At 64.9% G+C, this 26,089-nt stretch carries 30 protein-coding genes; 17 read left to right on the forward strand and 13 right to left on the reverse strand.

What is annotated here, in order from left to right:
* Positions 1 to 6 precede the first annotated feature (6 nt).
* On the forward strand, positions 7 to 1,035 hold the full coding sequence (locus AC0WRY_RS05335) for a glycosyltransferase family 2 protein (RefSeq protein ID WP_491122757.1): 1,029 nt from the start codon (positions 7 to 9) through the stop codon (positions 1,033 to 1,035).
* Positions 1,036 to 1,038: 3 nt separating this feature from the next.
* Here the strand turns inward: AC0WRY_RS05335 and AC0WRY_RS05340 are convergent, their stop codons facing one another.
* Positions 1,039 to 2,031 (reverse strand): glycosyltransferase, encoded by a 993-nt coding sequence (locus tag AC0WRY_RS05340; protein WP_491122758.1) that lies wholly within the window; start codon positions 2,029 to 2,031, stop codon positions 1,039 to 1,041.
* A 244-nt stretch (positions 2,032 to 2,275) separates the two neighbouring features.
* Here AC0WRY_RS05340 and AC0WRY_RS05345 point away from each other — a divergent pair, with 244 nt between their 5' ends.
* The 3 genes from AC0WRY_RS05345 to AC0WRY_RS05355 all read left to right on the forward strand — a co-directional run bounded on the left by AC0WRY_RS05345 (position 2,276) and on the right by AC0WRY_RS05355 (position 5,979).
* Positions 2,276 to 3,376 carry a glycosyltransferase gene (locus tag AC0WRY_RS05345; RefSeq protein ID WP_491122759.1) on the forward strand — a complete coding sequence of 367 codons (1,101 nt, stop codon included), beginning with the start codon at positions 2,276 to 2,278 and terminating at the stop codon, positions 3,374 to 3,376.
* 3 nt (positions 3,377 to 3,379) lie between these two features.
* Positions 3,380 to 4,732, forward strand: coding sequence for an O-antigen ligase family protein (locus AC0WRY_RS05350; protein WP_491122760.1), 1,353 nt, complete (start codon positions 3,380 to 3,382; stop codon positions 4,730 to 4,732).
* 101 nt (positions 4,733 to 4,833) lie between these two features.
* Entirely contained in the window at positions 4,834 to 5,979 is a 1,146-nt protein-coding gene (locus AC0WRY_RS05355; RefSeq protein WP_491122761.1) for a GNAT family N-acetyltransferase, read from the forward strand.
* A gap of 83 nt (positions 5,980 to 6,062) precedes the next feature.
* Here the strand turns inward: AC0WRY_RS05355 and wrbA are convergent, their stop codons facing one another.
* The 3 genes from wrbA to AC0WRY_RS05370 all read right to left on the reverse strand — a co-directional run bounded on the left by wrbA (position 6,063) and on the right by AC0WRY_RS05370 (position 8,285).
* Positions 6,063 to 6,662: an NAD(P)H:quinone oxidoreductase gene (wrbA, locus tag AC0WRY_RS05360; protein WP_194405999.1), complete on the reverse strand. Its 600-nt coding sequence runs from the start codon at positions 6,660 to 6,662 to the stop codon at positions 6,063 to 6,065.
* Between the two features lie 134 nt (positions 6,663 to 6,796).
* Positions 6,797 to 7,495, reverse strand: coding sequence for a pirin family protein (locus AC0WRY_RS05365; protein WP_194406000.1), 699 nt, complete (start codon positions 7,493 to 7,495; stop codon positions 6,797 to 6,799).
* 37 nt (positions 7,496 to 7,532) lie between these two features.
* On the reverse strand, positions 7,533 to 8,285 hold the full coding sequence (locus tag AC0WRY_RS05370; protein WP_491122762.1) for an SDR family NAD(P)-dependent oxidoreductase: 753 nt from the start codon (positions 8,283 to 8,285) through the stop codon (positions 7,533 to 7,535).
* A 120-nt stretch (positions 8,286 to 8,405) separates the two neighbouring features.
* Here AC0WRY_RS05370 and AC0WRY_RS05375 point away from each other — a divergent pair, with 120 nt between their 5' ends.
* Entirely contained in the window at positions 8,406 to 9,353 is a 948-nt protein-coding gene (locus AC0WRY_RS05375; protein WP_194406002.1) for a LysR family transcriptional regulator, read from the forward strand.
* On the opposite strand, the gene AC0WRY_RS05380 is transcribed toward AC0WRY_RS05375, so the two are convergent.
* A complete protein-coding gene (locus tag AC0WRY_RS05380) occupies positions 9,331 to 9,588 on the reverse strand; it encodes a hypothetical protein (protein ID WP_194406003.1) in 258 nt (85 codons plus the stop codon). The two genes, AC0WRY_RS05375 and AC0WRY_RS05380, sit on opposite strands and share 23 nt — an antisense overlap.
* 144 nt (positions 9,589 to 9,732) lie before the next feature.
* Here AC0WRY_RS05380 and AC0WRY_RS05385 point away from each other — a divergent pair, with 144 nt between their 5' ends.
* Positions 9,733 to 10,719 (forward strand): tripartite tricarboxylate transporter substrate binding protein, encoded by a 987-nt coding sequence (locus tag AC0WRY_RS05385; protein ID WP_491122763.1) that lies wholly within the window; start codon positions 9,733 to 9,735, stop codon positions 10,717 to 10,719.
* A gap of 335 nt (positions 10,720 to 11,054) precedes the next feature.
* Entirely contained in the window at positions 11,055 to 11,411 is a 357-nt protein-coding gene (locus tag AC0WRY_RS05390; RefSeq protein WP_491122764.1) for a hypothetical protein, read from the forward strand.
* A 77-nt stretch (positions 11,412 to 11,488) separates the two neighbouring features.
* On the opposite strand, the gene AC0WRY_RS05395 is transcribed toward AC0WRY_RS05390, so the two are convergent.
* The 4 genes from AC0WRY_RS05395 to AC0WRY_RS05410 form a co-directional block, all read right to left on the reverse strand.
* Positions 11,489 to 12,319, reverse strand: a complete 831-nt coding sequence (locus tag AC0WRY_RS05395; protein ID WP_491123444.1) for an adenylate/guanylate cyclase domain-containing protein — start codon at positions 12,317 to 12,319, stop codon at positions 11,489 to 11,491.
* A 56-nt stretch (positions 12,320 to 12,375) separates the two neighbouring features.
* On the reverse strand, positions 12,376 to 12,843 hold the full coding sequence (locus AC0WRY_RS05400; protein ID WP_211418551.1) for a YbaK/EbsC family protein: 468 nt from the start codon (positions 12,841 to 12,843) through the stop codon (positions 12,376 to 12,378).
* 27 nt (positions 12,844 to 12,870) lie between these two features.
* Complete coding sequence (locus AC0WRY_RS05405) at positions 12,871 to 13,602, reverse strand: haloacid dehalogenase type II (RefSeq protein ID WP_491122765.1); 732 nt, start codon at positions 13,600 to 13,602, stop codon at positions 12,871 to 12,873.
* Positions 13,603 to 13,669: 67 nt separating this feature from the next.
* Positions 13,670 to 14,680, reverse strand: coding sequence for a zinc-dependent alcohol dehydrogenase family protein (locus tag AC0WRY_RS05410; protein WP_491122766.1), 1,011 nt, complete (start codon positions 14,678 to 14,680; stop codon positions 13,670 to 13,672).
* An 84-nt stretch (positions 14,681 to 14,764) separates the two neighbouring features.
* Here AC0WRY_RS05410 and AC0WRY_RS05415 point away from each other — a divergent pair, with 84 nt between their 5' ends.
* Complete coding sequence (locus AC0WRY_RS05415) at positions 14,765 to 15,112, forward strand: MerR family transcriptional regulator (RefSeq protein WP_194406008.1); 348 nt, start codon at positions 14,765 to 14,767, stop codon at positions 15,110 to 15,112.
* Between the two features lie 10 nt (positions 15,113 to 15,122).
* Here AC0WRY_RS05415 and AC0WRY_RS05420 read toward each other — a convergent pair whose 3' ends face one another.
* Complete coding sequence (locus tag AC0WRY_RS05420) at positions 15,123 to 15,548, reverse strand: winged helix-turn-helix transcriptional regulator (RefSeq protein WP_194406009.1); 426 nt, start codon at positions 15,546 to 15,548, stop codon at positions 15,123 to 15,125.
* Between the two features lie 87 nt (positions 15,549 to 15,635).
* Here AC0WRY_RS05420 and AC0WRY_RS05425 point away from each other — a divergent pair, with 87 nt between their 5' ends.
* Positions 15,636 to 16,370, forward strand: coding sequence for an SDR family NAD(P)-dependent oxidoreductase (locus AC0WRY_RS05425; protein ID WP_194406010.1), 735 nt, complete (start codon positions 15,636 to 15,638; stop codon positions 16,368 to 16,370).
* A 198-nt stretch (positions 16,371 to 16,568) separates the two neighbouring features.
* Here the strand turns inward: AC0WRY_RS05425 and AC0WRY_RS05430 are convergent, their stop codons facing one another.
* Positions 16,569 to 17,453 (reverse strand): amidohydrolase family protein, encoded by an 885-nt coding sequence (locus AC0WRY_RS05430; protein WP_063197425.1) that lies wholly within the window; start codon positions 17,451 to 17,453, stop codon positions 16,569 to 16,571.
* A 339-nt stretch (positions 17,454 to 17,792) separates the two neighbouring features.
* Between AC0WRY_RS05430 and ykgO the strand changes: the two genes are divergently transcribed.
* The 3 genes from ykgO to AC0WRY_RS05445 all read left to right on the forward strand — a co-directional run bounded on the left by ykgO (position 17,793) and on the right by AC0WRY_RS05445 (position 19,056).
* Positions 17,793 to 17,918 carry a type B 50S ribosomal protein L36 gene (gene ykgO / locus AC0WRY_RS05435; protein WP_006611362.1) on the forward strand — a complete coding sequence of 42 codons (126 nt, stop codon included), beginning with the start codon at positions 17,793 to 17,795 and terminating at the stop codon, positions 17,916 to 17,918.
* A 119-nt stretch (positions 17,919 to 18,037) separates the two neighbouring features.
* The gene (locus AC0WRY_RS05440; RefSeq protein WP_194406011.1) at positions 18,038 to 18,670 is read left to right on the forward strand and encodes a tetratricopeptide repeat protein; all 633 of its coding nucleotides are present in this window, start codon (positions 18,038 to 18,040) and stop codon (positions 18,668 to 18,670) included.
* Between the two features lie 125 nt (positions 18,671 to 18,795).
* Complete coding sequence (locus tag AC0WRY_RS05445; protein ID WP_194406012.1) at positions 18,796 to 19,056, forward strand: hypothetical protein; 261 nt, start codon at positions 18,796 to 18,798, stop codon at positions 19,054 to 19,056.
* 37 nt (positions 19,057 to 19,093) lie between these two features.
* On the opposite strand, the gene AC0WRY_RS05450 is transcribed toward AC0WRY_RS05445, so the two are convergent.
* Positions 19,094 to 19,276 (reverse strand): hypothetical protein, encoded by a 183-nt coding sequence (locus AC0WRY_RS05450; RefSeq protein ID WP_194406013.1) that lies wholly within the window; start codon positions 19,274 to 19,276, stop codon positions 19,094 to 19,096.
* A 332-nt stretch (positions 19,277 to 19,608) separates the two neighbouring features.
* Between AC0WRY_RS05450 and AC0WRY_RS05455 the strand changes: the two genes are divergently transcribed.
* A complete protein-coding gene (locus AC0WRY_RS05455; protein WP_194406014.1) occupies positions 19,609 to 20,565 on the forward strand; it encodes an alpha/beta fold hydrolase in 957 nt (318 codons plus the stop codon).
* Between the two features lie 201 nt (positions 20,566 to 20,766).
* Here the strand turns inward: AC0WRY_RS05455 and cycA are convergent, their stop codons facing one another.
* Positions 20,767 to 21,162 carry a cytochrome c-550 CycA gene (gene cycA / locus AC0WRY_RS05460; RefSeq protein WP_194406015.1) on the reverse strand — a complete coding sequence of 132 codons (396 nt, stop codon included), beginning with the start codon at positions 21,160 to 21,162 and terminating at the stop codon, positions 20,767 to 20,769.
* A 267-nt stretch (positions 21,163 to 21,429) separates the two neighbouring features.
* Here cycA and AC0WRY_RS05465 point away from each other — a divergent pair, with 267 nt between their 5' ends.
* Genes AC0WRY_RS05465 through AC0WRY_RS05480 form a run of 4 tightly spaced genes read left to right on the forward strand, consistent with a single transcriptional unit; the run spans position 21,430 to position 26,084 of the window.
* Positions 21,430 to 22,923 (forward strand): FAD-linked oxidase C-terminal domain-containing protein, encoded by a 1,494-nt coding sequence (locus tag AC0WRY_RS05465; RefSeq protein ID WP_194406016.1) that lies wholly within the window; start codon positions 21,430 to 21,432, stop codon positions 22,921 to 22,923.
* Positions 22,924 to 22,981: 58 nt separating this feature from the next.
* Positions 22,982 to 24,220: an FAD-binding protein gene (locus AC0WRY_RS05470; RefSeq protein WP_194406017.1), complete on the forward strand. Its 1,239-nt coding sequence runs from the start codon at positions 22,982 to 22,984 to the stop codon at positions 24,218 to 24,220.
* Positions 24,217 to 25,539 (forward strand): glycolate oxidase subunit GlcF, encoded by a 1,323-nt coding sequence (gene glcF, locus AC0WRY_RS05475; protein ID WP_194406018.1) that lies wholly within the window; start codon positions 24,217 to 24,219, stop codon positions 25,537 to 25,539. The genes AC0WRY_RS05470 and glcF overlap by 4 nt, the downstream gene beginning before the upstream one ends.
* Positions 25,536 to 26,084, forward strand: a complete 549-nt coding sequence (locus AC0WRY_RS05480; protein WP_194406019.1) for a hypothetical protein — start codon at positions 25,536 to 25,538, stop codon at positions 26,082 to 26,084. Before glcF ends, AC0WRY_RS05480 begins: the two co-directional genes overlap by 4 nt.
* Positions 26,085 to 26,089: the final 5 nt, after the last annotated feature.

The raw sequence follows: 26,089 nt of genomic DNA on the forward strand, positions 1-26,089 counted from the left end.
GACGTCATGACATTGATCCCGACAGACCTGTCCGCCACGCGCATCTCGGATGCCGTGCGCGATCCCAACCGGGAGATCGCGGCGAGCTCCCGCGTGATCGACCTGTCGGTCGGCATCGTCGTCTGCATTCCCTGTTTCCGCCGTCCGCAACATTTGCGGCTGACGCTGGACTCGCTCGCGAACCAGCGGACCCCGCGGTCCTTTGCCGTCGTCATGGTCGAGAACGATGCTGCGCGGCGCGAAAGCGCGCCGGTCGCTGCGGAGTTTCTGGCCGCCGGCAGGCTGCAGGGCGTCTGCCTCGTCGAGAAGCGGCAGGGCAATTGCCAGGCGATCAACGCTGCATTCGAGACGGCGCAGGCGCTGTTTCCCGCCGCGACGCGTTTCCTGATGATCGACGACGACGAGATTGCATCACCCGACTGGCTCGAGCTGATGGTGCGCACCGCGGAAGCAACGGGTGCCGACGTGGTCGGCGGGCCGGTGCTGCCTGACTTCGAGGACGACAGCAAGCCCTGGCTGTCGAATCATCCCGCCTTTGCGCCCGCCTACGATTATTCCGGCGCGGTGCCGCTGATCTATGGCTGCGGCAATTGCCTGATCACACGATCCGCCTTCGAGCGGTTCGATCGTCCTGCCTTCGACCTGCGCTTCAACTTCCTCGGCGGCGGCGATTGCGACTTCTTCGTGCGGTGCCGCGACGCCGGCATGATCTTCCATTGGACGGCGGAGGCCGTCATCACCGAGACCGTGCCGCAAAGCCGCACCAGCCTCGGCTGGATCGCAAAGCGCGGCCTGCGCATCGGCGCGATCAATTACCGCGTGCAGTCCAAGGCGGCTCAAGGGTTGAGCGGGCGCGCGTTGGTGTTCGCGCAGATGCTCGGACGGCTGCCGCTCGCGCTGGTCCGCTCCGCACGCCTGCTGGCGACGTCGAAGGCCGTCGTCGCCATGCATCCGGCGCTGGTCGCGCTCGGCTCCATGCTCGCGGCGTTCGGCTTCGCGCCGAAGCCGTACGAGGCCTCCAAGATCGTGTCGTGACGGTCAGATGCCGAAGCGGGCGAGGGCGGTTCTCGCCGTGGCACGCGGCAGCGCCTTGAGCGAACGCCGGCCGATCATTCCGAGATAGCCCAGGGCCTGGCGATAGCGGCCGAAGCGAACCGCCTGCATCGCCGCATAGGTGATGAGATGAAGCTCGGCGGCGAGGCGCAGCCTGGGAGCCATGCCCTCGGGCAATCTGGCCAGGATCAACCCGTCGTCGAACACCCGCTCGACCGCCGGAAAGAAGTCTGCTGGCGTCCGGACCGCGGCGTTCATGGTGTTGGCGGTGTGCAGCCGATAATCGAGCAGCAGCTTTGGTGCGAATTCGAATTCGCCGATCGCGGCGAGGCGGCACCAGCAATGCCAGTCCTCGCAATATCGCAGCGACGTGTCGAAGCCGCCGATGGCGCGGAAAGCTTCCGCGCGGGCGAGCGCGATGCCGCCGTTGACGATGAAATTGCCGGCCGCGAGCCGCGTCAGCACGTCACCGGACGGCTTGCGGCGTCCCCTCAAGAGGTCGCGCCGGCCGATCTGGCGTCCCTCATGGTCGATCGTATTGTAGTCGCCATAGACGAGAACCGCGCGCGGCGCGCCGCGTGCCGCGGCCAGCAGCGAGGCCACCGCGCCGGAGCGCAGGCGGTCGTCGGCATCGAGGAACAGCAGCCACTCGCCGCTTGCATGGTGCGCGCCGAGATTTCGCGCAGCCGACACGCCGGCGGAATCATTCGTCATCAGGCGCAGCCGCGGGTCCCGAATGGCGCGGACGATCGCAGTGGTGTCGTCGGTGGAACCGTCGTCCACCACGAACACTTCGCTCACCTCACCCTGAGCCAAAGCACTGGCAAGGGTTTCACCGATATAGGCCGCAACGTTCTTGGCGGGAATGACGACGGAGACCGAATGGGTCGAACGCGACGGCAGCGGCTGGCGCACCGCCGGAACGATGCGTGTGGAGGCCGGCAAATCGAGAACGTCGTCGGCGGTGATCTGGGCCACGGCTCGCCTTTAAGAGTCTGTTAACCAGGGCGCATCTGCTGAGGGGATGATGCGGTCGATCGCAGCATTGGCTGCGTGCGAATGATACTCCGCATTGCGGCCGGATCGTCGCCGCGAAGGCGCGCGTCGGAGCAGTTTCGTCAATTAGCGTTAAGCCGCTGGCATTAAGCCTGTGGCAAATTCGGAAGAGTGCGACGGCCGGTCCCATGCGAGAATGCGCATCTGGCTGCCGCGGATGGATCCAGTGCCCGCAAAGACGTTCGAACACGACCCCGATGCGATGATCCTCAACCTCTTCTATGAGGACAAGGACGATCGCTGGTTTCCCGGCGACCGGCATCTGCGGCGCATGGCGCGCCGCTTGCTGCTCGGCGAGCCGCGCATGAGCGGCCAGCTGCGCGTGTTCCTCAATCTCTGTGCGGGGCTCGACCGGCTCGGCATCCGCTACCGTGTCAATGATTACGGCTACATCGCACAGCATCCGGAGGAGCTGGCCTGCATCATCGGCCGCACCTTCCTGCTCGACAAGTTCGCGTGGAAGAATCCGATCCTGCTCGGCGTCGCCGCCCACAATCATCCGCTCGACGATCCTGACCTGTTCAAGCGTCTGCCCGTGAAGAAGGTCGTGGTACCCGGCCCCTGGTACGTCGACATGTACCGGCCGCATTGGCCCGAGACCGAGGCCTGGCCGATCGGCATCGACACGAATATGTGGGCGCCGGCGCACGCCTCCCAGAAGACCTTCGATGTGCTGATCTACGACAAGGTGCACTGGGACCGCGAGCGCTACGCACCGGAGCTGATCGAGCCCGTCCGCGCTCGCCTACGAAAAGAGGGACGCACCTTCACGGAGCTGCGTTACGGCAGCTACAAGGAAGAGGATTTTCAGGCCGCGCTGGCGGCCTCGCGCGCGATGATCTTCCTGTGCCAGAACGAAAGCCAGGGCATCGCCTATCAGCAGGCCCTGTCCTGCGGCGTGCCTGTGTTCGCCTGGGATCCGGGCGGACCGTGGCGAGACCCCGATTACTATCCGCATCGCGTGCAGTTCGCGCCCGTGTCGTCGGTGCCCTATTGGGACGACCGCTGCGGGGCCAAATTTGCGGACATTGCGGGGTTCGAGGCGGGCTGGGACAATTTCTGGGCCGGGTGCGCCGCCGGTTCGTTCGATCCGCGCGGCTTTATCCTGGACAACCTCACGCTCGAGCAACGCGCGCTGCAATATTACGAAATCGCGCGGAGCATCGTGCGACAGCCGGCGGCGCAGAGTTCCGGCGCGCCCGTTGACGGTCTCTCAGCGGAGCCGCGCCCTGAGCCAGAGCTTCACCGGCGTCACCAGATGTCTTGAACCATGGACCGCAGCGCCGCCGACATGAGCGACCTCGAGGCCCGATCGTTGGGCCGGATGCTGCGCGAGGGTCTTGCGCAGCTGAATGCCGTGCAGGCCGCGCGCTGTCTCGTCGCCGTCGCGTCGCTGCTGCTGGTGCTGGTGACGCTCGATCCCTTCCCTGACCTGCGCAATGCCGATGTCACCACCGTCGGCGGTGGACGAATGGCGTTGGCCTATCTGTCCTGGGGCCTGCTGGCTGCGGTTGCGGTGCTGTTCGTCGCGACCACGGATGGGCCGGCGTTGAAGAGCCTGGTGACGCCGCTTCATCTCTGTCTCGTCGGTTGGCTGCTGATCAACATCGTCCTGTCCGAGAGCCGCGGTGTGTCGATCCAGCGCTTCGCGCTTCTCGCAAGCGTGACGTCGCTCGCCATCCTGCTGCCGCTGCTGCCGCCGACGCAGCGCAGCTTCAATCTGTGCCTGGGTGCGGCCGCGCTGGTGCTGCTCGCGCTTTGCTATCTCGGCGTCCTCCTCGCACCGCAATATTCGATCCACTCCGCGCTCGACATCGCCGAGCCGCAGCTCGCCGGCGACTGGCGCGGCAGCTTCGGCCACAAGAACGTCGCTTCGCCCGTGATGACCATCCTGGTCTATGTCGGCATCTATCTGTGTGCCGTGGGCTCGTTCGTGATGGGCCCGGCGATTGCGGCGCTCGCCGGCATCTTCCTGATCTTCACCGGCGGCAAGACCTCCTCGGTGCTCTGCCTTGCGATCTACGCGCTCGCGTCGCTGGCCTATGTCACGCCCGGCCTGTCGCTGAAGCGGATCATCTGCTTCGTGCCGCTGCTCGTGATGAACCTGCTGACGGTCGGCAGCGTGATGAGTCCCGCGCTCGGAGCGTTGACGCGGCTGCTGCCGCTTGATCCCACCTTCACCGGCCGCTCCGCGATCTGGGAGTTCGCGCTCGCGGCCGTCGCCGAGAAGCCGATCATCGGGCACGGCTATGCGGCTTTCTGGGACGACGTCACGGCCCGGCAGACCGCGCAAGGCGCCGAATGGGCGACGTCCGCAGCGCACAGCCACAACAGCTATCTCGACCTCGCGGTCACCATCGGTCTGCCGGGCCTGCTGCTGGTGATCCTCGCCTTCGTGCTCGCACCGCTCGGCAATTTCCAGTCAGCCCAGGCTCACAGCCGCAGTGGCGCGCTGGCCAAGCTGTTCCTGACCGTGTGGCTGTTCGGCCTGTATTACGGGGCGACCGAGACCTTCCTGCTCGAACGGCAGAATCCGATCTGGTTCATGTTCGCTCTGGCCGTGGCCGGCCTGCACTTTCTGGCGCGGTTCCAATGCGTCGCGCAGACGGAACCGGCGCCATGAGAGCTTTCGCGTCTGTCGGCAGTGGCGATAGCTTAACGATAAGCCGGTCTGCGACAAAACATGATCTATCCGGAAACACTCAGGAATCGTATGCCCCGCCGATGTCGGTTGTCGGCGTCGAGCAATTGGATGGTCTTGTGTCCGGCACCTCGGACATCGCGATCGATTTCGTGCGCGACTGGCGCCAGGCTGCGTCGCGCCTGACTGTCGGACATCGTACTGCCTTCCAGCATGGCGACTGGCTCGGTCCCTGGTACCAGGCGTTCGATGACGTCGCACCGTTGATCGCCCTGATCTCCGATGCTGCCACCGGCAAGGCGATCGCGATGGTGCCGATGATCAGCCATGTGAGGCGCGGCATCCGCATCGTCGAATTCGCCGATCTCGGCGTCTCCGACAACAACGCGCCGATCCTGGCGTCCGATGTCGCGTTGGACGCTGCGGCGGCGCATGCGATCAGCACGGCATTGGTCGAGGCGTTGCGCGCCTTGCCGGACCGCTTCGATCTGCTTCGGCTCAGGAAGATGCCGGCTCAAATCGGCGGCAAGCCGAATCCGCTGGTGTCGCTCGGGCGGATCGGGTCCTCCTCGCTCAACGGCAATCTCGTGCTGATGGGAAACGACTACAGGGACTATCAAGCTTCGATCAAGCGCATGCAGATGCCGCGCTGCTGGCGCGTCTTCAGCCGGCACCCGGGCGCTCGGTTCGAGATCGCCGCGGATGTCGCGCGGGCACATGAACTGATGGACGTGATGGATGTCCAGCAGCAGGCGCGCATGCGCCGGCTCGGCTCGCGGTTCGTCCTCAACGACGAGACTCATGCGCGATTTTATCGCGATGTCGTGCGCCAGGGCGTTACGGAAGGCCATGCGGTCGTGTCGGCATTGGTCTGCGACGAGGGTATCGTCGGCACGTCGTTCGGCATCAGGCAAGGCGCAACCTATTACCTGCTGCGCATCAGTCACGCCGGCGATTCATGGTCGAGCTGCTCGCCGGGACTGCTCGTCAGCGAGCGCACCATGGCGGCGCTGCATGCAGAGGGCGTGCGCCGCTTCGACCTCAGCATCGGCAATCAGGACTACAAGCGGCGCTTCGGCGCCGAGAGGGTGCCGCTGACCGACGTCAGCGTCGCGCTGTCCTGGCGGGGCTTGCCCTACGCCTGGCGCGACCACGCCGCGCAGGGCCTGCGCCGCTATCCCGCGGCCGCAGCCCTTGCCGCACGGGCCATGGGCAAAGGCACACGCTGAAGCGGCATTCCCGAAGGGGAATGCCGCGATCGCATCAGCCTACAGCTCAGTCATGAAGTTCAGCCACGGAGCAGCCATGGAGTTCAGCCGTGCAGCTTCTTGGCGGTCTCCGCGATCTGGCGGCCCTGGTAGCGCGCGCCGGCGAGCTCGTTGGCGCTGGGCTGGCGGCTGCCGTCGCCGCCGGTGATCGTGGTGGCGCCATAGGGCGCGCCGCCGGTCACCTCGTCGAGCTTCATCTGGCCGGCGAAGCCGTAATTCATGCCGACCACGACCATGCCGAAATGCAGCAAATTGGTGATGATCGAGAACAGCGTGGTCTCCTGGCCGCCATGCTGGGTCGCAGTGGACGTGAAGGCACCGCCGACCTTACCGTGCAGCGCGCCCTTGGCCCAGAGGCCGCCGGCCTGATCGAGGAAGTTTGCCATCTGCGAGGCCATGCGGCCGAAGCGGGTGCCCGTGCCGACGATGATCGCGTCGTAATTGGCAAGGTCCGCGATCTCGGCAACCGGCGCGGCCTGGTCGAGCTTGTAATAGGAGGCTTTCGCGACCTCGGCCGGCACCAGCTCGGGCACGCGCTTGATGTCGACGCTCGCGCCGGCTTCGCGCGCGCCTTCGGCGACGGCGTTGGCCATCGCTTCGATGTGGCCATAGGCGGAATAATACAGGACGAGAACTTTGGTCATGGTGGTCTCCGTTAGGGGGGATTGCAGTGGTTGGGGCCGTCATGCCCGGGCTCGTCCCGGGCATCCACGTTCTTGCTTTCGGTGTGGAGAGGCGTGGATGGCCGGGACAAGCCCGGCCATGACGGTGAGTGTGGTTACGCCGCGTCGACGAGCACGAGCTCGCTGTCTTCCAGCGCGGTGATCTTCAGGTTCTCCTCGTCGCGGATCGCGGCGCCGTCGCGGGCGTTGACGCGCACGCCGTTGACCTCGACCGCGCCCGCCGCGGGCACCAGATAGAGGTGCCGTGACCTCTCGGGCGCATACTCCGCGCTCTCGCCGGCCTTCAGCGTGGTGGCGAGCACCCGTGCATCGGCGCGGATCGGCAGCGCGTCGGCATCACCCGCAACGCCGCTTGCGATGGTCACGAGCTTGCCGGAGCGGTCCGACTTCGGAAACGGCTTCGAGCCCCAGGTCGGCTGGCCGCCGCGCTGCGTCGGCTCGATCCAGATCTGGAAGATGCGCGTCCTGGTCGGCTCCAGATTGTACTCGGAGTGGCGGATGCCGCTGCCGGCGCTCATCACCTGCACGTCGCCCGCTTCAGTGCGGCCCTCGTTGCCAAGGCTGTCCTGATGGGTGATCGCGCCCTCGCGCACATAGGTGATGATTTCCATGTTGGCGTGGGGATGGGCGGGAAAGCCGGTGTTCGGCGCGATCTCGTCGTCGTTCCACACCCGCAAGGCGCCGTGGCCCATATTGTTGGGGTCATAATGGCTGGCGAAGGAGAAATGATGTTTTGCTTTCAGCCAGCCATGGTCGGCGCCGCCGAGCTTGTCGAAAGGTCTGAGTTCGATCATCTGCGTGATTCCTTGAGTTGAACGGTCGGCGCCTTGATCAGGCGCCGAACCCGCCGTCGACGTTGAGCACGGTGCCAGTGACGAAGGAGGCCTCGGGGCTTGCGAGGAAGACGATGCCGGCTGCAACTTCCTCAGGACGGCCGAAGCGTTGCAGTGCATGCTGCTTGCGCTGGGTCTCGGCGAACTCGCCGCCGTCCTTCGGGTTCATGTCGGTATCGATCGAGCCGGGCTGCACCACGTTGACCGTGATGCCGCGCGGGCCCAGGTCGCGGGCCGCGCCCTTGGTGTAGCCGACCACAGCGGCCTTGGTGGCGACGTAGTCGGCAAGGCCGGGAAACGAGGCGCGGTCGGCCAGCATCGATCCGACGGTGACGATGCGGCCGCCTTCACCCATCAACTGCGAGGCGGCGCGGATCGCCGCGATCACGCCATGCACGTTGATCTGATCCTGGCGCGCCAGCGCATCCGTGTCGGCCTTGGCGTCGTCGATGGCCGCGCCGGCGGCGACGCCGGCATTGTTGACGAGGATGTCGAGATGGCCGAATTCCCTGGCGACCTCGTTCACGAGCTGCGTGACGTCCTTGGCCGAGGCCTGGTCGGCCCTGAAGGCGCGCGCCTTGACGCCCTTGGCCTTCAATTCAGCGACGACCGCTTCCGCCTTGTCCGGCGAGGCGACATAGCTGATGGCGACATCCGCGCCTTGGTCGGCGAGGGCGCGGGCGCTTGCCGCGCCGATGCCGCGCGAACCGCCGGTGACGAGGGCGACCTTGCCTGAGAGCTTCTTGGTCATTTGGATTTCTCCATTGCTTGGGTCTGCGATTGACCTCTTGGATAAGCCTCCGCCTGTGGTATAGAAATAGAAACTGTTGAAACGCATTGTTTCCATAAATAACCCAGACGGATCGGTCCCATGGCAAAACTCCCGGATTTCGAGGCCCTTGCGATTTTCGCAAAAGTCGTAGAGTTGCGGTCGTTTGCGGGGGCCGCGAGCGAGCTTTCGATGTCCAAGGCGACCGTGTCCAAGGCGGTCACGCGCCTGGAGGAGCGGCTCGGCGCGCGGCTGTTCAACCGCACCTCGCGCCGGCTCGCGCTGACCGATGCCGGCCACAAGCTCGCCGAGCGCGCGACGCGTCTTCTGGCCGACGGCGAGGCGGCGGAGAACGAGGCGCTGGCGCAATCGGTGGCGCCGCGCGGCCTGGTGCGGCTCGCCGTGCCCATGACGTTCGGCATCAAGGCGGTGGCGCCGCTGCTGCCGGAATTCTTCGCGGCCTATCCGGAAGTCTCGGTCGATCTGCACCTGAGCGATGCGACGATCGACCTGATTGGCGAGGGCTTCGACATGGCGGTGCGGATTGCGCGCCTGCCGGACTCCTCGCTGATCGCACGCCGGCTCTTCACCATGCCGCGCTTCACGGTGGCCGCACCGTCCTATCTGAAGAAGCATGGTCGCCCGACGCATCCGATGCATCTGGCCGAGCATAAATGCTTCAGCTACGCCTACATGTCGACGCCCAATATCTGGCACTACACCAATTCAGCCGGCGAGCAGGCCAGCGTGCGGCCGGGTGGCCAGCTCCGCGTCAACAACGGCGAAGCCGTGATGCCGTCATTGATCGCCGGCCTCGGTATTGCCGAGCTGCCCGAGTTCATCGTCGGCGAAGCGATCTCCTCAGGCGCCGTCGAAGTCATCCTGAAAGACTGGAAGCAGCCCGAAGGCGCCGTGCACCTGGTGACCCCGCCCGGCGGCCCGCGTCCCGCCCGCGTCGAAGCACTCGGCGATTTCCTCGCGGCCCAGCTGCCGGGCACGTGCAAGCGGCGGCCGCGCGGTGTTCGACCTACGACACCTTCACGCCGTTGATCGCCACGATGCGCAGGCTCGGCTTCAGCGTCTCGTCGAGCTGCGTCTTCAATTCGTGAACGCGCGGGTCGCGCGATCGTGCGGCGCACACGCCGTATTGATGGATGGATTGTGTCAAGGCGCGCCGCGCTTCCGGTGTCCGCGTCAATTCGGGCTTTGAAAGCCGCAAAACGATCGCCGCGAGATTCACCAGCATCTCGTCGAGCGCGACGTCGATGGTCGCCAGATTCCGCATCGCTCACTCTCCTTGAGAGGCCAACAGCGGGTCCAGACATGCGTTCCAGGCGGAGGCGGACATGGTGAACGCTTCGTAAACGCCTTGTTCTTGCCGCCTGGCGCGTTAGGCTGGCAGCGACATAAGAAAATCAGGGGGCCCATCATGGATCGACGCGATCTCTTGCGCGCCGCTGCGGCATTGCCGCTGTTGCGGGCGGCCTTGCCGGATCCGGCCTTCGCCCAAACCTATCCGGTACGCAACATCACCCTGATCGTGCCGTTTCCGGCCGGAGGCCAGGCCGATCTTGCGGCGCGCCCGGTGGCGATGGCGCTGGAGCGGATCCTGGGCAAGCCCGTCATCGTCGACAACCGTGCCGGCGGCGGCGGCGGTTCGGTCGGCAATGCCGCGGCGGCGCGCGCCGAGCCCGACGGCTACACGCTCTTGATGACGCTGTCCTCGCTCGCGGTGCTGCCCGAGGCCGATCGGCTGTTCGACCGTCCCGCCGCCTACGAGGTGTCGCAGTTCATGCCGATCGCGCGCGTGCTCGCCGATCCCACGCTGCTGGCGGTGCCGGCGTCCGCGCCGTGGAAGACGGCACAGGATTTCGTGGATGATGCCAGGAAGCGTCCGGGCCAGATCACCTATGGCTCGTCAGGGCCTTACGGCACGCTGCATGTGGCGATGGAGATGTTCGCAAATAGCGCCGGCATCAAGCTGCTGCACGTGCCGTTCCGCGGCGCAGGTCCCGCGCTCACCGCGCTGCTCAGCGGCACCGTGCAGGCCATCGCCGCTGCACCCGGCACGCTGAAGCCGCAGGTCGACGACGGCAAGCTGCGCGTGCTCGGCAATTGCGGCGCGCAGCGCATCGCAAGCTTCCCCGACGTGCCGACCTTCCAGGAGCTCGGCTACAAGGACGTCGAGATGTACATCTGGGCCGGACTGTTCGCGCAGAGCGCTCTTCCCGCGCCGATCGCGAGCCGACTGCGCGAGGCGATGGCGCAGGTGATGACTAGCCCCGACGTGCTCAAGGCCTTCGAGACCTCGGGCAGTCTGGTCGCCTACCAGGACGCGCCGGCCTTCTCCGAATTCGTCGCGACCGACAGCACGCGGCTGATCGCGGCGGTGAAGAAGATCGGCAAGGTGGAGTAGGGCGCCCGTTCAGAACTCGCTGCGGACCACGCCCCGCAGCGTATGCCGGTCATATGTGACGTTTGGCGCACAAGCCGGTCTTGCAGTCGGCATCGACGATGTCCTCATTCCAGCCCCATTGCTAGCGGGAAGCTCGCCGCGCTTCTTGGCGTGATGCGAAATGGCTTATGGCGAAAGGCGCTGGTTTGCGCCAGCCTTGTTGCGGCGGCGCCACGGACTGCGGCGCCAGGCGATCCCGCGGTTCCGGCCGGCATTTTCACATTTTGTTGTTGGGTCAGAACCGGCTGCCGCCTCATTGATTGATGAGAATTCGAGAGGATTGGGAAGGATCGGACATGCGAACAGAGCGGATTGCGCTGGGTGTCGTGCTCGCGATCGGCGGCACCGTTGCGCCGGGCGCAGCATTCGCCGAAGAATATCGCGGGACCATGGAACAACAGATGGCCTGCACACCGGATGTGTGGCGCTTGTGCAGCGATCAGATTCCGGACGTGAGCCGCATCACGGCCTGTCTGCAGCAGAACACACCGCAGCTATCGAGCGGCTGTCGTGCCGTCTTCCAGTCCAACAACCAGATGCCGCCGCAGCAGCAGGTCCCGCGCAACCGCGTCGCACCGCCGCCGCGCTATAACAACGCGCCGCCGCCACCTTCACAGATGCAACCGCGTCCTTATGACGACAACGACGATTAGGCGCTATTGAGCGTAGGCTCTGTTGAGCGCGTGGTCCGGAGGGCTGCCCGGCCGCAACTGCGGCCGTGCCGCTTCGTTCAGCGTTCTGTTCTGCTGTCCGATTCCGGTCGGTTTCCGAGCACCATCCGCATCACCACTCCGAACAGAATGGCGGCGACCGGCCAATGGAACCAGATCTTATGGCTGGTGAAAAGATTGATCACAATCAGGAAGGCCGACACCGTGAGGGCCGCTGCAACCGGGCGGGGCACCCTTGTAAGCCATTCCGAGACGACATTCGTCGCCGAGAATGACACGCGCCGCTCGTCCATCCGCGGAGCATGCGCGCGCTCCGAGGACGGCGCGCTTGCCGCGATCGGGACGCTTCCCGGCTCGGCTGTCTGGCCACCCAGGGTCAACCGATAGCTGGTCAAGGGGGCGATGTTCTTCATCGGGCGCTGGCCGAGGCAGTCGAAGCCGACGGACAGTTTGTTGTAGACCTGATCGTAGACGGAGCTCGAGATCACGACGCCTCCGGGCTCGGCGAGCTCCTGCAAGCGCGATGCGATATTGACCCCGTCGCCATAGATGTCGGAGCCGTCCACCATGACGTCGCCAAGGTTGATGCCGATGCGAAACTGCATCGGGCTCGCCTGAGGCGTCTGCGAAGCCTGACTCGAGATTTCCTGCTGGATCTCGACCGCGCATTGCACGGCCTCGACGACGCTGGCGAACTCGGCGATCACGGCATCGCCCCAGGTATTGACGATGCGGCCGTCATGGCGCTCGACCAGGCGCGCAATGGCCGTGCGGTAGCGGCGGAGCGTCTCCAGCGTTCCGGCCTCGTCCGCTTCCATGAGACGCGAATAGCCGTACACGTCAGCGCACAGCACGGTGGTCAGTCGTCGCTTCACTTTGTCGTCGGTCATGGCCGCCATGCTAGCCTCCCTGACCGGCAAATGCATCAGACATCGTGCAGGCCGCCTTACGGCCTGACCTCGCAGACATCGACCCATTCGGCGGCGGTCAGCTCGGCCATCCGCTCCGGCGTGATGCGCACCGCGCTATGGGTCGAGCCCGCGGCCGGCACCACCACGTCGAACGCCTTCAGGGAGACGTCGCAATAGACCGGCAGCGGCGCCTTCAGCCCGAACGGGCAGACGCCGCCGACCTCGTGGCCGGTGATGTCGGCGACCTCTTCCAGCCCCAGCATCTTCGGCTTGCCGCCGAACTGCGCCTTGACCTTCTTGTTGTCCATCCGCGAGGTGCCGGCGGCCACGATCAGGATCACGCGCTCGCCGACGCGCAAGGACAGCGTCTTGGCGATCATTCCGGGCTCGACGCCATAGGCTTCGGCAGCCAGCGGCACGGTGGCCGAGCTGATCGGCGATTCCATCACGGTGATATCAGGGGCTTTTTCGGCGAAGAAGGCGCGAACGGATTCCAGGCTCATTCACTTCTCACGGGCGGGCGACGATCTCTAGGCAATCCCCGGCAGCTCGGACAGCGCGCGGACACGGTGGTCCGGTGCAAAGCCGAGCTCGTCCATCTGGGTGCGGATCGCCTTGAACATGGTGAGCGGTGCCACGACTTCGTTCTCGACGCAAGCCAGCGCCATCGCCTCGGGCGTCACCCGTTCGATCCAGGCGACCTTGAGCCCAAACGATTTTGCCCCCGCGACATCCCAGGGATTGGAGGACACGAACAGGACCTCATTCGGCGCGGTCCCGAGCTCCTCGCCGATCAGCTCATAAGCCTGCGGGCTCGGCTTGAAGATCTTCTTTGCATCGACGCCGATGGTGGCATCGAGCAGGCGGTCGAGCCCGGAATTGCGCACCAGCGCATTCAGCATGTCAGGACTGCCATTGGAGAGGATCGCAAGCTTGCGCGGCTTCAGCGCAGTGAGCGCTGCGGTCGCATCCGGATAAAGATCGAGGTGCAGATATTTCTCGATCACGCGCTCGAAGGCTTCGCGCTCATAGGCGAGCCCGAGCACGCGCAGCGTATATGCGAGGGAGTCGCGCGTCACGGCCGCGAAATCCTGGTAGCGTCCCATCAGCGAACGCAACCAGGTATATTCGAGCTGCTTGATGCGCCAGACCTGCGTGATGATCTCGCCATAGCCCGGAAACGTGTCCTCGGTGATCTCAGCCACCGACTGGATGTCATAGAGCGTTCCATAGGCGTCGAAGACGACGGCGTTGACGCTCATGGGGTGTCCTTCCGGATCGTTGCGGGCACAGGGACTATATCCGGCAACGCGAGATCGATCCACCAAGCTAAAGCCTCACGACGACCTTGCCGAAATGGGCGCCGCTGCGCAGATGCGCATAGGCTTCGGGGACCTCGTCGAACCCAAAGACTCGATCGATGACGGGATGAATCGCGTGTTCGGTCAAGAACCGGTTCATCGCCGTGAAATGGTCCAACGATCCGACCGTCACTCCGATGATGTCCGCATTCTCCCATTGCAGGCGCGACAGGTCGGGCTTGGGACCGAAGCCGGTCAAGACGCCGACCTGGACGATCTTGCCGCCCGAAGCGACCGATCGCAGCGACCTGTCGTAGGTGCCGGGACCGCCGAGTTCGAGAATATGACTGGCGCCTTCGCCGTGTGTCGCCTTCATCAGGTCGACGTCCCAGTCGGGCGTATCTCGGTAGTTGATGAGGATCGAGCCGCCGAGCGCCCTGGCACGTGCGAGCTTCTCGTCCGAGGACGAGATCACAATGGCGCGGGCGCCGAGCGCCGCTGCGAATTGAAGCCCGAACAAGGCGACGCCGCCTGTTCCCTGCACCAGCAACATGTCGCCTTTGCCCATGCCGCCGCGTACGACGAGGCCGTGGAATGCCGTGACGCCCGCACAAGGCAAGGTCGCGGCTTCGACCGATGACAGATGCGGCGGCACGGCGACGAGCGCGTTTGCCGGCAGCACGACATACTCCGCCAGCATTCCGTCCGTCGCGTTGCCGCCGAGGGATGACGGGACATAGCTCGACTTGAACGGCCCGGAGATCCAGTCGCGAAAGAACGATGCGGCGACGCGGTCCCCGGGCCGCCATTGCACGACGTCGGAGCCGATGGCGTCGACAACGCCCGCGCCGTCGGAGAGCGGCACGCGGCCGTTGAGCTCGTTCTGGCCCGCGCGGTCGAGGGTGATGAGATCGCGATAATTCAGACTCGCGGCTTCGACCCGGATGCGAACCTCGCCACTCGCGGGTTCGGGCTTGTTGACGTCGGCGCGCGCGAGGCGGCCGGCACCAGCATGGCTATTCAAACGATAGGCTTTCATCGTTGCGCCCTCTCAAGCGGCATTCACTTGGATGAGCGGACCCTGTAAGGTCTGACAGCGCTGTAAGGGTCAAGAGGTTTTCAGATGAAGATTGGCGAGCTGTCCCGAAGGACGGGAGTCAGCGTCCGAATGCTGCGCTACTACGAAGGGGAAGGGCTGCTGGCGCCGCAGCGAACCACCTCCGGCTATCGTGACTATGGCCCGGCGGAAGAGCAAACCGTTCGGCGCATCAAGATGCTTGGCGCGGCCGGCATGACGCTCGAAACCATCCAGCGCCTGCTGCCATGCGTGCGGAATAACGATCCGGCGTTCACGCCGTGCAACGAGCTACGCAAAATACTTGCCGAGCAAGTCGATCTGATCAATGAGCGCATCGAGACACTCAGCCAGAGCCGGACGATTCTGGCCGGTTATCTCGCAAGCGTGAACTGATCGGAACGCGTCAGCCTGCTGCTCGCTTTGCCGTCCAGCCCTCGCGCTCGGCGAACACCCGGCTGACCTCCGCCATGTGCTCCGTGCCCCACGTGCAGAGCGGCACGAGCGCCTGGGCAAGGCTATGGCCCAAAGGGGTGAGGCTGTAGTCCACCCGTGGCGGCACCTCCTTGTAGTCGGTGCGCTTCACGAGACCATCGGCCTCCAGCTCCTTCAATTGCTGGATCAGCACCTTGTCGCTGACGTCGCGTATGGCGCGGCGGAGCTCGCCATAGCGGGTCGGGCCGTCCTGGGCGACGAAGTACAGGATCAGCGGCTTCCACTTGCCGGAGACAACCCGCAGGGTCGCGTCCAGGCCGCAGGTGAAGCCGGGCAGGGTTGGCGTGCAGCTCTGGACCGGTGGTGACGTCGACGCAGGAGAAATCGAGTCTGACATTTTTTTTGGGTACTTACCAAAAGGTGCATACTTGTCGATAGGTGGGTACGCCGCCAGCTCAGTGCAACCTCAGTGAAGGAGCACATCATGAGCAGACTACAAGGCAAGACGGCAGTGGTGACCGGCGGCGGCACCGGCATCGGATTTGGCGCGGCGAAACGGTTCGTCGATGAAGGTGCGTTCGTCTACATTTTCGGGCGGCGGCAGGAGCAGCTCGATGCCGCCGCGGCGAAGCTCGGATCCTCGGCGCGCGCCGTCAGGGGTTCCGTGACGGATCTGTCCGATCTCGATCGGCTTTACGAGACGGTCCGGAAGGAACGAGGCACGCTCGACGTTCTCTTCGCCAATGCAGGAACCGGGCTGTTCGCGCCGCTCGGCGAGATCACGGTCGAGCATTACGATCATATCTTCGACGTCAACGTGAAAGGGCTGGTCTTCACCGTGCAGAAGGCCCTGCCGCTGATGAAGCAGGGCGCGTCGATCATCCTGACGGGTTCGAGCACGGGCGTCATGGGCACGCCGCAGTTCAGCATCTACAGCGCGACCAAGGCCGCGATCCGCAATCTCGCGCGCAGCTGGGCGCAGGACCTGCGCGGCACCGGCATCCGTGTCAATGTGCTGTCGCCGGGGCCGACCAAGACCGAGCTGGCACTCGAGATCGTCGGCGAGGAAGCGTTCGATGCACTCGGCAGCGCCACGCCGATCGGACGCGTCGGCGCCCCGAGCGAGACCGGCGCCGTGGCCGCGTTCCTGGCGTCCTCGGACAGCAGCTACATGACCGGCGGCGAGGTCTTCGTCGACGGAGGCCTCGCGCAAGTCTGAGATTCGGTCGAATGCCGCCCCAATGAAGGTGTGCTCCCTCCCCCGCTTGCGGGGGAGGGCTGGGAGAGGGTGTCTCCACAGCGGGATAATCCCCTAGAGGAAAGAACCCTCACCCGCGCCTTCGGCGCGACCTCTCCCGCAGGCGGGAGAGGTGCACCGAGCCCGCCTGCTCGATTCAACTCAAGCCTGCTTCGCCCTTCAGATCCCCAAGATCTTCCTTGCGTTCGCCTTCAGCACCTTTGGCCGGATCTCGTCGCGGATCTCGATCTTGGCAAAGTCCGACAGCCAGCGGTCCGGCGTGATGACAGGCCAGTCCGAGCCGAACAGCATCTTGTCCTGCAGGATCGAGTTGATGTAGCGCACCAGGATCGGCGGGAAATACTTTGGCGACCAGCCCGAGAGATCGATGTAGACGTTCGGCTTGTGGGTCGCGACCGACAGCGCCTCTTCCTGCCAGGGGAAGGAGGGGTGGGCGAGGATGATCTTGAGGTCGGGGAAATCGGCCGCGACGTCATCCATGTACATCGGGTTGGAATATTTCAGCCGCATCCCCATGCCGCCGGGCATGCCCGATCCGACCCCCGTCTGGCCGGTGTGAAACAGCGCGATCGCGCCGCCATTGTTGATCTCTTCGTAGAGCGGATAGGCCATGCGGTCGTTGGCGTAGAAGCCCTGCATGGTCGGATGGAATTTGAAGCCGCGCACACCGTATTCCTCGATCAGCTTGCGCGCCTCGCGGGCGCCGAGCTTGCCCTTGTGCGGGTCGATCGAGACGAAGGGGATCAGGACGTCGAGATGGTCGGAGGCGGCCTCGATCATCTCGTAATTGTTGTAGCGGCGGAAGCCGGTCTCGCGCTCGGCATCGACCGGGAAGATCACCGCGGCGATGTTCTTGGAGCGGTAATAGGCCGCGGTCTCCGGCACGGTCGGCGGATGCTTGTTCGGCGACTTGAAGTATTCCGCCATCTGCGCCTGGAAATCGTCATAGCCGTCGTCGGGGTGGCAGCCGCAGGGCTCCTCGGCATGGGTGTGGATGTCGATGGCGACGACTTTGTCGATATCAGGCAGCTTCAGCTTCGGCATGGGTGTCCTCCCGACGGGTTGCCAAATTGATTATATGATATAACGAAATTGGCAAGCATCGGTGGCGGCGAAATCGCTGTCCGCAAAAACCCTTGGCTCGGTCGACCCCGGACGGGCCAGATCGGGCCGATCCGGCCGCATCTACTGTGCATGGGGTTGTTTTCCAGAATTTGCCGGCTGGGACGCGGCAGTTAACATTGACATGACCTCCCGCCATGCCTTAAGAACCGCCCCGTCCCGGGCGGTCGTCCGCCAGCGGGAAAAATCTCATTTTGCCACATTCGCGCGTGCCGCAACGGTAGTGCCGAACACGGCCTTTCGAACGTTCAGGATTCCGCCATGAAGGTCCGTAACTCGCTGAAATCGCTGCGCGGTCGCCATCGCGCCAACCGCCTGGTCCGCCGCAAGGGCCGGGTCTATGTGATCAACAAGGTGCAGCGCCGCTTCAAGGCTCGCCAGGGCTGATCAGCAAAGGCTGATATTGCCCTGCCGGACGCCTGACGCGCTCCGCAAGACCACGGCTCACACGAGTTTGACGCCGCCTTTGCTTTGCAAGGGCGGCTTTGCGCGTTTAGACTTTCACCATGGCAGTGAGATTCCTTTTTGCGCGCACCCTGTGTCTGGCCCTCGTGCTGGGAACCGCTGGGCTCGCGCCGGCCTTAGCACAGCCGGCTGACGCCCCCGGCAAGCAGAAGAAGCTTCCCGAAGCGCCGGCCAAGCTGCCGAAGGTCGATCGCACCAAGAATCTCGATTTCCTGTTCGGCGCGCTGAAGGCGGCGCCCGACGAGGCCAGCGCCAAGCATGTCGAGGCGCGGATCTGGGCGATCTGGCTGCAGACGCCGAGCGACACCGCGTCCTTGCTGATGGCGCGCGCCAAGACCGCCGTCGACGCCAAGAAGATCGAGGTCGCGATCAAGCTCCTGGACTCGGTCATCAAGCTCAGGCCCGACTACATCGAGGCCTGGAACCGGCGCGCCACGCTCTACTACATGCAGAACGATTATGGCCGCTCGCTCGCGGATATCCAGCAGGTGCTGGTCCGGGAGCCGCGCCATTTCGGCGCGCTCGCAGGTCTCGGCATGATCATGCAGGAGGTCGGTGACGAGAAGCGCGCGCTCGACGCCTACCGCAAGGCGCTCGCCGTCAATCCGCATCTCGAGAAGATCCCCGACCAGGTCAAGGCGCTGACCGAGAAGGTCGAGGGACGCGATATCTAGCCGACAACTCGATCAGCTTTCGAGCGATTGCAGCCCGCATGGATTAACCACGATCGGAAGCGCGGCATCGTGAGCACTATTGCCGGCGCCGCCGCAGGCCTACCTGCATGGCAGGAGCGAAAGCCATGAAGCGTTTGATCTTTGCGGGGTGCTTGCTGCTGGCGTCGGGGACGGTGAGCTTCGCCGACGGACTGTTCTGGGTGGTCGGCAACCGCGCCACCGGAAAGTGCAACATCGTGACCAGCAATCCGGTCATCATCGGCGATATCTGGTTCGGCGACGGTCCCTACAAATCCAGAGCCGATGCCAAGCTTGCCCGTTCGACAATTCGCGTCTGTCCCGCGCTCACGCCGGACGAGGAAAAGGACGAGGACGGTACGAACTAGCCTGCAGCTAATGCAAGACGAGCTGATGCAGGACGAGCTAATGCAAGACGCTGCCGCCGCGCTCGACGAGGCCGCGATCGGCGGCTGCGGCGTAAGCCTTTGCCAGCTCCGTCTCGAGATGCTCGTTGATCAGCAGCAGCGCCCGCACGGCACCGCGCAGGTCGCCGTTGCAGCTCGCGACGATTTCGTCGATCGCAGTGTCGTTTGATCTGAAGCTCATCGAAATTCCTCCGGTTCAAACCAGGACAATTTCTGCCGATCTTTCCCACATCCCCTAAGGCCTGCGAGGAGGATCGGCGCCCACCCGCGCCTAGATGGCGGAACCGACCATGGCGATTATAAGGAAGCCGCGATGACGGCCGCATGAAGCTGTTCCGAGGCTTGCGTGTCCTCTTGGAATATTGTTGATTCCATTGAGTTTTTACGTTCCGCAATTATGCACATATCCACAGCCCCGGCCTTTTCGGTGGACGCAACGAAAGCCGAGGCTGCGAAACTGCCACCCATCGGACCCGTAGCTGCCCTGTGCCCTGGATCTCCCGGATTCTCTCCATGATCGTGATGTCAGTCGTGACGGCGCTGGTTGTCCTGGCGCTGGTCACGCAGGCCGGAATCGTCGCCGTGCAGCGCGCCTTTCCGCCGCAGGGCGAGATGGTCGAGGTCGAGGGCGCTGTGCTTCACGTCGTTGACATCGGCCCGCGCGATAGGGGGGTGCCGATCGTGATGCTGCATGGCGCGAGTGCCAATCTCGAAGCGATGCGGCGCCCGCTGGGCGACCTCCTTGCCAGGACCCATCGCGTCATCCTGGTGGATCGTCCCGGCCATGGCTGGAGCACGCGCGCGCGGCGCGAGGATTCCACGCCGCAGGTCCAGGCGCGGATGATCGACGAGGCGCTTGGCAAGCTCGGGATCGCGCGCGCGGTCTTCGTCGTGCATTCCTGGAGCGGCGCGCTCGGCGCGCGGCTGGCGCTCGATCATCCGACCCGCGTCGCGGGCCTCGTCATGCTCGCGCCCGTCACCCATCCCTGGCGCGGCGGTGTCGGCCGTTACAACGAGATCATCGCGACGCCGGTGATCGGGCCGCTGCTCGCCTACACCATCACTCTGCCGCTCGGGTATTTCCTCACTGACGCCGGTGCGCGCAGCGTGTTCCTGCCGCAGGTGATGCCTGATGGTTTCGTGCGGGAGTCCGCAACGCCCCTGCTGCTGCGCCCGCGCGAATTCATCGCCAACGCCTATGATCTGGTGACGCTGAAGCAAGCCGTCGCCGCGCAGGCTCCGCGCTATGGCGAGATCAAAGCCCCGGTCACCATCATCGCCGGCGAGCCCGACAAGACGGTGAGGACCGCCATCCACGCCCGCCCGTTCGCGGCCATGGTGCCGAATGCGAAGCTGATCGTGCTGCCCGATCTAGGCCACATGGTGCAGAACGCGGTGCCGGATCTGGTGAAGACGGAGATCGAGGCGTTGATCGGAAGAATCGTCCCGGCGCAAGCGGCGGCCGATTAGAGCGCTTTCGAGTGAACGCTGCTCCGGGCTGCGATCGTGGGCACGGCGCTTTGCGCCTTTGCTCACGCTACGGCACTGCAGCCGGGACGTGCACCGGATTATCGCGATGACGCCATGGAGAGCGGGCGCCAAAACAAAAAGCTGCAGCTTCGGTCCTGATTGGGTCAGAGCCCGAAGCTGCAGCGACTGTCTTTTGCGGGCTTACTGCTTGGTCTTCCCGTCCTTGTCGAACTGGGAGACGTAGGCCCAGAGATTGTTGATCTCGGTCTCGTTCTTGATGCCGGCGAACGCCATCTTGGTGCCGGGGATCTTGGCCTTGGGGTCCTTGATGTATTCCTTGAACACGGCCTCGTTCCAGGTGATGCCGGAATTCTTGTTCGCGTCCGAATAGCTGTAGCCTTCGACGGTGCCCGACTTGCGGCCGTTGAGGCCGTTGAGCTCGGGGCCGACCTTGTTCTTGGCGCCTTCGCCGATCGCGTGGCAGGCCAGGCATTTGTTGAACGATGTCTTGCCGGCCGCGACATCCTGCGCCATCGCGGCGGGTGCGGTGGCAATCATGGTGAGGATCGTCAGTGCGCCAAAGGTCAATTTTGTCATCGGATGCTCTTCGTCTCTTCCCTGGTGGGTCTGGCCTGGTCGGTCTCTTGCCGGATCGGCAATCGCCCGACCTGCCGGTTTTGGCAGGCCTGCTCAGCTTGGACAAGCCACCAAACCATGACAGGTTTCATCATTTCCGACTTGTCCCAGAGCGAACTGGTGAAGGATCGTCGATCCGACTTTCGGATAGCCTACCCAAACGGGCGCGGACGTGATTGATTTGCCGAGACAAAATCGATCATGCGGCGTGAGCCGGAAGGATAAGTCATGGCCATTATGATGCCCGCGAGCGACCAGGCCGTGCTCGCGCGGCGCGCTGAGATCGTTGCCGCGCTGCGCGCAATCGTCCCCGGCGAGGGCGTGATCGATACGCCGGCCGAAATGCGGGCCTATGAATCCGACGGGCTCACGGCCTATCGGCAGCCGCCGATGGTCGTGGTGCTGCCCGAGACGACCGAGCAGGTCGCGCTCATCCTGAAATATTGTGCAGAGCAGAATATCAAGGTGGTGCCGCGCGGCTCCGGCACATCGCTGTCAGGCGGGGCCCTGCCGCTGGAAGACGGCGTGCTGCTCGGACTCGGCAAGTTCAAGCGCATCCGCGAGATCGATTTCGACAACCGCGTCGTCGTCACCGAGCCCGGCGTCACCAACCTCGCCATCAGCCAGGCGGTCGCTCATGCCGGCTTCTACTACGCGCCCGATCCGTCCTCGCAGATCGCCTGCTCGATCGGCGGCAATGTCGCGGAAAATTCCGGCGGCGTGCACTGCCTCAAATACGGCATGACCACCAACAACGTGCTCGGCTGCGAGATCGTGCTGATGAGCGGCGAGATCCTGCGCATCGGCGGCAAGGGGTGCGAGAACGCCGGCTACGACCTGATGGGTGTCATCACCGGCTCCGAAGGCCTGCTCGGTGTCATCACCGAGATCACGGTGCGCATCCTGCAGAAGCCGGAGACGGCGCGCGCGCTGATGGTCGGCTTTGCCGAGGTCGAGGCGGCCGGCGAATGCGTGGCGCGCATCATCGGCGCCGGCATCATCCCCGGCGGCATGGAGATGATGGACAAGCCCGCGATCCACGCGGCCGAAGCCTTCGTGCATGCCGGCTACCCGCTCGACGTCGAGGCGCTGCTCATCATCGAGCTCGACGGCCCCAAGATCGAGGTCGACGAGTTGATCACGCGGGTCGAGACCATCGCGCGAGGCTGCGGCTCGGTGACGCTGCAGATCTCCAATTCCGAGGCCGAGCGCAATCTGTTCTGGGCCGGCCGCAAGGCCGCGTTTCCGGCGGTCGGCCGCATCTCGCCCGATTATCTCTGCATGGACGGCACCATTCCCCGCGGCGCGCTGCCGAAGGCGCTGGCGCGCATTCGCGAGCTCGGCGAAAAATACCAGCTCGGCTGTGCCAACGTGTTCCACGCCGGCGACGGCAATCTGCACCCGTTGATCCTCTACGATGCCAACAAGCCCGGCGAGATCGAGCGCGCCGAGGCGTTCGGCGCCGACATCCTGCGCGCCTGCGTCGAGTTCGGCGGCGTGCTCACCGGCGAGCACGGCGTCGGCATCGAGAAGCGCGACCTGATGCCCGATATGTTCAGCGAGATCGACCTCAACCAGCAGCAGCGGCTGAAATGCGCTTTCGATTCGCAGGGTCTGCTCAATCCCGGAAAGGTATTTCCGACCCTGCATCGCTGCGCCGAACTCGGCCGCATGCATGTCCATGCCGGCAAGCTCGCGTTTCCGGATCTGCCGCGGTTCTAACGCGATCGCTGCAAGCGTCGAATTGCTTTTCATTCTGAACTTGGGTACCGCCTCTACCGTGGATACGCTTAAAGTCAGAGACGCCAAAGACGTCGAAGAGGTGGTGCGCGCGGCGATTGCCAACGAGCAGCCGCTCGAGATCATCGGTCATGGCAGCAAGCGCAGCATCGGCCATGCGATGGCAACCAACGCGGTGCTCGACCTCTCCGCGCTGAATGCCATCACCTCCTATGAGCCGAACGAGCTCATCATCACCCTCCAGGCCGGCGCGCCGCTGGCCGACGTGCTGTCGCTGATCGATGCCAAGAACCAGCAATTCGCCTTCGAGCCGATGGACACGGCGCCGCTGCTCGGCATGCCGCCATCAGGCACAATCGGCGGCATGATCGCAGCCGGGCTCGCCGGTCCGCGCCGGATCAGGGCAGGCGGGGCGCGCGACCACCTCTTGGGGGCGCACGCCGTCTCCGGCTTCGGCGACAGCTTCAAGACCGGCGGCAAGGTGGTGAAGAACGTCACCGGCTACGACCTCTGCAAGCTCTTGGCGGGATCCTGGGGCACTTTGTCGGTCATGACCGAGGTCACGCTGAAGGTGATGCCGAAGCCCGAGGCGGAGCGGACGCTGCTGCTGCGCGGCCTCGACGATGCCATCGCCAACAAGGCCATGACCGCGGCGCTCGGCTCGCCCTTCGACGTCTCGGCCGCCGCGCATCTGCCGAAATCGGCGCTCCGGGCCGAGACCGAGGGGCTCGGCGACATCGCAGGCCAGGGCGAGGCGCTGACCATGCTGCGGCTCGAAGGCATCACGGCCTCCGCCGCCCATCGCGCCGGCTCGCTGCGCGAATTGCTGGCGCCGTTTGGCACCGCGACGCTGATCGAGGACGCGGCTTCCGCGGCGCTGTGGGCCACGATCCGCGACGTGCTGCCGTTCGCGGTCAGCGGCGCGCTCGGCGCCTGGCCGGTCTGGCGGATCGTGTGTCCGCCGGCCTCCGGTGCGGTGCTCGGCACGCAATTGGCGCGCGAGACCGGGGGCGAGGTGATCTACGATTGGGGCGGCGGCCTGATCTGGGCCGCGTTGCCGCCGAGGGATGACGCGCACGGCCCGGTGGTGCGCGCGCGTGCCAATGCGCTCGGCGGGCACGCTACGCTGATCCGGGCGGCCGATGACGTCAGGCACAATGTCGATGCGTTCCATCCGCAGGCGTCGGGTGTTGCCGCCCTGAGCGAGCGGGTCCGCGCCAGTTTCGATCCGAAGACCATCCTCAACCGGGGGCGGCTGACGCGGGGCGCCACGGCATGAAGACCGAATTCTCCCTGACGCAGCTCGCCGATCCCGACATTGCCGAGGCCGACAAGATCCTGCGCGCCTGCGTCCATTGCGGCTTCTGCACCGCGACCTGTCCGACCTATGTGCTGCTCGGCGACGAGCTCGATAGCCCGCGCGGCCGCATCTATCTGATCAAGGAGATGCTCGAGAAGGACCAGGCGCCGACGGCGGAAGTGGTCAAGCATGTCGACCGCTGCCTGTCGTGCCTGGCCTGCATGACGACCTGCCCCTCGGGGGTGAACTACATGCACCTCGTCGACCAGGCCCGGGTCAGGATCGAGCAGCGCTATCAGCGGCCGCTGACCGAGCGGCTGCTGCGTCAGGTGCTGGCCTTCGTGCTGCCGGACCCGCAGCGTTTTCGCATCAGCATGGTGCTGGCGCGGCTGGCCCGTCCGCTTGCCGTGTTCCTGCCGACGCCGCGACCCTCGGCTACGCCCGGCCTGATCCAGCGCATCAAGGCAATGCTGGCGCTGGCCCCTCAGCGCCTGCCCGCGCGGGGCGCCCTGCCGGGCAGCGTGTTCGCGGCGCGCGGCAAGAAGCGCGGCCGGGTCGCGCTGCTCCAGGGCTGCGCCCAGCAGGTGCTGGCGCCGCGCATCAACCAGGCCGCCATCAGCCTCCTCACCCGCCACGGCATCGAGGTCGTCCTGGTCAGGGACGAGCAGTGCTGCGGCGCGCTGACCCATCATCTCGGCAACGACCACGACGCCCTGGCCCGCGCCCGCGCCAATGTCACCGCCTGGCAAAAGGAAGCGGCAGGCGAGGGGCTCGACGCCATCCTCGTCACCACGTCCGGCTGCGGCACCGTGATCAAGGACTACGGCTACCTGCTGCGCGAGGACAAGGCGTTTGCGGCCGACGCGGCGAAGGTGTCCGCGCTCGCCAAGGACATCACCGAATACGTCGCCGGCCTCGGATTGGAATCGCCTGCGCGACAGGACAACATCGTCGTCGCCTATCACTCCGCATGTTCGTTGCAGCACGGGCAGAAAATCACGAGCCTTCCGAAAGAATTGCTTTCCAAGAATGGATTCGTGGTGAAAGATGTGCCGGAGAGCCATTTGTGTTGCGGTTCGGCGGGGACTTACAACATTCTCCAACCCGAGCTTGCGGGCCGGTTGCGCGATCGCAAGGTCGCCAACATCGCGAGCGTCGAGCCGGACATGATTGCCGCGGGCAATATCGGCTGCATGGTGCAGATAGCCAGTGGCACGTCAGTTCCGGTCGTACACACGATTGAGCTTCTCGATTGGGCTACGGGCGGGTCGCGGCCGGCACTGAACGCGCAAGGTTGAGCTTTCAGGGCCTGAACTTTCCTCCCGGGGTGACGACTGAAGACGCCCGATCGACCATTGTTCGGCGGCAACAGGAGGACCACGATGGCGAAAGCGAAGAAGAAGAAAAGCAAGAAGGCCAAAAAGGCCAAGAAGATTGTAGCGGCGAAGAAGACCGCAAAGAAGGCAGCCAAGAAGTCCGCGAAGAAGTCTGCCAAAAAATCTACCAAGAAATCTGCCAAGAAATCGAAGAAGGCTGCCTCCAAGAAGGCTGGGAAGAAGGCCGCCAAGAAGGCTCCGAAGAAGTCGGCCAAGAAGGCCGCCAAGAAGGCCGTGAAGAAAGCCGCCAGGCCGGCTGCACCGACGAAGGCGGCACCGAAGAAGGCGAAGGCAGCTCCCGCGCCGAAGCCGTCAGCACCGCCGCCTGCTCCGGCTCCCGCTCCCGAGCCGGCAGCCGAGACAAGTTGGGCGATGCCTTCGTCTTCTGCGGAAGCGGCGCCGGCAGAGGGGCAGAGCTAGGTCCCAGTCAGCGACGCCGATCGCCAACGGGAGGGCCGCTGCGGTGACGCTG

This window comes from Bradyrhizobium sp. T-12 (genome assembly GCF_058314695.1).